Origin of the sequence: Mycobacterium talmoniae (assembly GCF_001854525.1) — a bacterium.
In the GTDB taxonomy this organism is placed as follows: domain Bacteria; phylum Actinomycetota; class Actinomycetes; order Mycobacteriales; family Mycobacteriaceae; genus Mycobacterium; species Mycobacterium talmoniae.
This window is the reverse complement of record NZ_MLQM01000269.1, coordinates 1-4,355: the sequence shown is the minus strand read 5'-3', so window position 1 is coordinate 4,355 and position 4,355 is coordinate 1. Positions and strand designations below refer to the sequence as shown.

At 70.9% G+C, this 4,355-nt stretch carries 4 protein-coding genes; 3 read left to right on the top strand and 1 reads right to left on the bottom strand.

Annotation, left to right across the window (positions count from 1 at the left end):
- Positions 1-425 (bottom strand): PE family protein (locus BKN37_RS26105; RefSeq protein WP_131823708.1); only part of this gene is annotated, 425 nt, incomplete at its 3' end.
- Positions 426-760: 335 nt separating this feature from the next.
- Here BKN37_RS26105 and ffh point away from each other — a divergent pair.
- The 3 genes from ffh to BKN37_RS26090 all read left to right on the top strand — a co-directional run.
- On the top strand, positions 761-2,323 hold the full coding sequence (gene ffh, locus BKN37_RS26100; RefSeq protein WP_071030096.1) for a signal recognition particle protein: 1,563 nt from the start codon (positions 761-763) through the stop codon (positions 2,321-2,323).
- Entirely contained in the window at positions 2,324-3,400 is a 1,077-nt protein-coding gene (locus tag BKN37_RS26095) for a metal-dependent hydrolase family protein (protein ID WP_071030093.1), read from the top strand.
- Positions 3,401-3,441: 41 nt separating this feature from the next.
- Positions 3,442-4,355 (top strand): serine/threonine-protein kinase (locus BKN37_RS26090; RefSeq protein ID WP_131823707.1); only part of this gene is annotated, 914 nt, incomplete at its 3' end.

Genomic DNA, 4,355 nt, shown 5'->3' with positions numbered 1-4,355 from the left:
ATGTTGGTCAGGTTGCCGGACAGCCCACCCGGCCCGGTCCCGCCGAGGAGGCCGGTGAACCACGACCACGGGTCCGACCCCGACCCCGACCCGGAGGTCAGGCCGCCGAGCAGTCCCGGCAACGGCGCGGTGGCCGCGCCGGCGTTGGCCGATTCGGTGTCGCCGTACGAACCGGCGCTGGTCTGCAGCATCTGCACGAGCTGGTTGTGGATCTGGGTCGCTTCGGCGGCGATCGACTGGTACAGCTGGCCGTACGCGGCAAACTGTGCGGCCTGCAGCGCCGAGACCTCATCGGCGGCCGCCGGGGCCAGACCGGTGGTCGGAGCGGCGGCGGCCGCGTTTTGGGCGGCCAGCGCCGATCCGGCGGTTGCGAGTTTGCTTGACGCCGCGGCCAAGGCGTCCGGGCGTGCGGTCACAAACGACATGGAGCTCTCCTCACCGATTCGCTCTTTCGAAGAAATTGGGTGCCGTTCCGGCATGGCATAGGGCCACCCCCTGCGCGTCCCTCATCTTGCTGCAGCGTGGCGTGAAAAGACCGACCGAAAGCCATTTATTGATGGCTTTCTAACGAGTGTATGGAAAGGCGTAAAAACGCAAATATCGATAAATAGATGTGGACTTAACTTAATTGCTGTGGTCTCGCGACCGGGTTTTTACCGGCGCCTCTCGTTGTCGTCGGGAGGTCCGCGGTCCGGTCGGGCACGCGGCGGCTAGATCCGCTGCACCCAACACCGCCGCAGCGGCCTATTAGGCTGGCGGCGTGTTTGAATCTCTGTCCGACCGGTTGACCGGCGCCCTGCAGGGGCTGCGCAGCAAGGGTCGGTTGACCGACGCCGATATCGACGCCACCGCCCGGGAAATCCGGTTGGCGCTGCTCGAGGCCGACGTGTCGCTGCCGGTGGTGCGCGCGTTCATCGGCCGGATCAAGGACCGGGCCAAGGGTGCCGAGGTGTCCGGCGCGCTCAACCCGGCCCAGCAGGTCGTCAAGATCGTCAACGAGGAACTGATCGGCATCCTCGGCGGGCAGACCCGCCAGCTGGCGTTCGCCAAGACCCCGCCGACCGTGGTGATGCTGGCCGGTCTGCAGGGCACCGGTAAGACCACCCTGGCCGGCAAGCTCGCGCACTGGTTGCGCGGCCAGGGGCACACCCCGCTGCTGGTGGCCTGCGACCTGCAACGGCCCGGCGCGGTCAACCAGCTCAAAATCGTCGGCGAACGCGCCGGCGTGGCCGTGTTCGCCCCGCACCCCGGGACCGCACCCGACGGTGCGCACGACGCCGGCCCGAGCGACCCGGTGGCCGTCGCGTCGGCGGGGTTGGCCGAGGCCAAAGCCAAACACTTCGACGTCGTCGTGGTCGACACCGCCGGCCGGCTCGGCATCGACGAGGAGATGATGGCCCAAGCCGCCGCCATCCGCGCCGCCGTCGACCCCGACGAGGTGCTGTTCGTCCTGGACGCCATGGTCGGTCAGGACGCGGTGGCCACCGCCGACGCGTTCCGCGAGGGCGTCGGGTTCACCGGGGTGGTGCTCACCAAACTCGACGGCGACGCCCGCGGCGGGGCGGCGCTGTCGGTCCGCGAGGTCACCGGGGTGCCGATCCTGTTCGCCTCCACCGGGGAGAAGCTGGACGACTTCGACGTCTTCCACCCCGACCGGATGGCCAGCCGGATCCTGGGCATGGGCGACGTGCTGAGCCTGATCGAGCAGGCCGAGCAGGTCTTCGACGCCCAGCAGGCCGAGGCCGCCGCCGCCAAGATCGGCTCCGGTGAGCTGACCCTGGAGGATTTCCTCGAGCAGATGCTGGCGATCCGCAAGATGGGCCCGATCGGCAACCTGCTGGGGATGCTGCCCGGCGCCGGCCAGATGAAAGAGGCGCTGGCCGAGGTCGACGACAAGCACCTGGACCGGCTGCAGGCCATCATCCGCGGCATGACCCCGGCCGAGCGGGCCGATCCCAAGATCATCAACGCCTCTCGCCGGCTGCGGATCGCCAACGGCTCCGGGGTGAGCGTCAGCGAGGTCAACCAGCTGGTCGACCGCTTCTTCGAGGCCCGCAAGATGATGTCGTCGATGATGGGCGGGATGGGCATCCCCGGCCTGGGCCGCAAAAGCGCGACCCGCAAAGCCGCGAAAGCCAAAGGCGGCAAAGGCAAAAAGGGTAAGAAGAGGGGCCCGACACCGCCGAAGGTGCGCAATCCGCTGGGTGCGGCGATGCCCGACGGGTTCCCCGACCTGTCGCAGATGCCCGCCGGGCTGGATGAACTGCCGCCGGGGTTGGCCGATTTCGACCTGTCCAAGCTGAACTTCCCGGGCAAGCGGTAGGTGCGCCTGCACGTTCGGGGCCGCGCGCTGCCCGACGAGCAGCGGGTCGAGTTCTGGATCGTCGACGGGCTGCTCAGCGCCGACCCCGCTGATGGGACAGCGGATGCCGACACCATCTTCGACGGCGGCTGGATCCTGCCGGGGCTGGTCGACGCGCACTGCCACGTCGGGATCGGTCCCGGCGGCGCGGTCACCGCCGAGCAGGCCGTGGCCCAGGCCGAGGCCGAGCGGTCGGCCGGGGTGCTGCTGCTGCGTGACGCCGGATCACCGATCGACACCCGGCCCCTCGATGACCGCGCCGACCTGCCGCGCATTATCCGCGCCGGCCGGCACCTGGCGCGCCCCAAGCGCTACATCCCCGGCCTGCCGATTGACCTGGACGACGAGTCGCAGCTGCCCGACGCGGTGGCCGAGCAGGCCCGCCGCGGCGACGGCTGGGTCAAGCTGATCGGAGACTGGATCGACCGCGAGGTGGGGGATTTGGCGCCGCTGTGGTCCGACGGGGTGCTGAAGGCGGCGATCGACGCCGCGCACGCGCACGGCGCCCGGGTCACCGCGCACGTCTTCGGGGAGGACGCGCTGCCCGGTCTGATCACCGCCGGCATCGACTGCATCGAACACGGCACCGGCATCACCGACGACGTCATCGCCTTGATGCGCGCCCACGGCACCGCGCTGGTGCCGACCCTGATCAACATCGACAACTTCCCCGGGATCGCCGATTCGGCGACCAGGTACCCGACCTATGCCGCGCACATGCGCGCCCTGTACGCCAGCGCCCGGCCGCGGATCGCCGCCGCCCGGGAGGCCGGGGTGCCGATCTACGCCGGCACCGACGCCGGTGGCGGCATCGCCCACGGCCGGATCGCCGACGAGGTGGCCGCGCTGACCGGGGTCGGGATGAGCCCGACCGAGGCGGTGGGCGCGGCCTGCTGGGACGCCCGGGCCTGGCTGGGGAGACCGGGACTGGAGCACGGCGCCCCCGCTGACCTGCTGTGTTACACCGCCGACCCGCGTACCGGCCCGGCGGTGCTGAACCGACCCGACCTGGTCATGCTGCGCGGGGCGGTGTTCTAGAGAACAGGCGGGTTCGGCGCCGACGTTTTAGGATTTTGGCCATGTGGCTGGCCAGCGGCGCGACGTTCGCTGGTTACACCATTGAGCGGTTGCTGGGCTTCGGCGCGATGGGCGAGGTGTACCTGGCGCAGCGCGCCGGGCTGACCCGCCACGACGCCCTGAAGATCCTGCCCGCGGCGATGACCGCCGACGTCGAATTCCGGGAGCGCTTCACCCGGGAGGCCCAGACCGCCACCAGTTTGCATCACCCGCACATCGTGGACGCCCACGAACGCGGCGAGTCCGACGGCCGGCTGTGGACCGCGATGGACTACGTCGACGGCAGCAGCGCCACCGAGGCGGTCACCGAGCGGCATCCCGGCGGGATGCCGCTCGGTGCTGCGCTCGGGGTCGTGGCGGCGCTCGCGGACGCGCTGGATTACGCGCACCGGCGCGGGATCCTGCACCGCGCCGTCAAACCCAGCAACGTGCTGCTCACCAACGACAACGAACCGCGAATCTTGCTGGTCGACTTTGGTATCGCGCCCATCGGGCAGACACCGGCCACCCTGCACTACGCCGCGCCCGAACAGGTCACCGGCGGCGTCGTGGACGAGCGCACCGACCAGTACGGCCTGGCGGCCACCGCCGTCTATCTGTTGACCGGGGCGCCGCCGCAGCAGCACTCCGACCTGGCGGTACCCAGGCTCGGCGACCGGCGCCCCGACCTGGCCCCGCTCGACGACGTCCTGGCGGTCGCGTTGGCCCGCAACCCCGCCGACCGGTTTGGCCGGTGCCGCGAGTTCGCCGCCGCGCTCAGCCAGCGCGCCCAGCGCCCGGACGCCGCGTTCGCCGTGGTCGACTACCCCGACGACCCGGAACCGCACCCGGCGCCGGGTGCATCCGCCCCGCCCGCCGCGTCGCGGCGCCGGTCGCGGGCGCTGGCCGGCGCCGCCGCGGTGGCACTGGTGTCGGC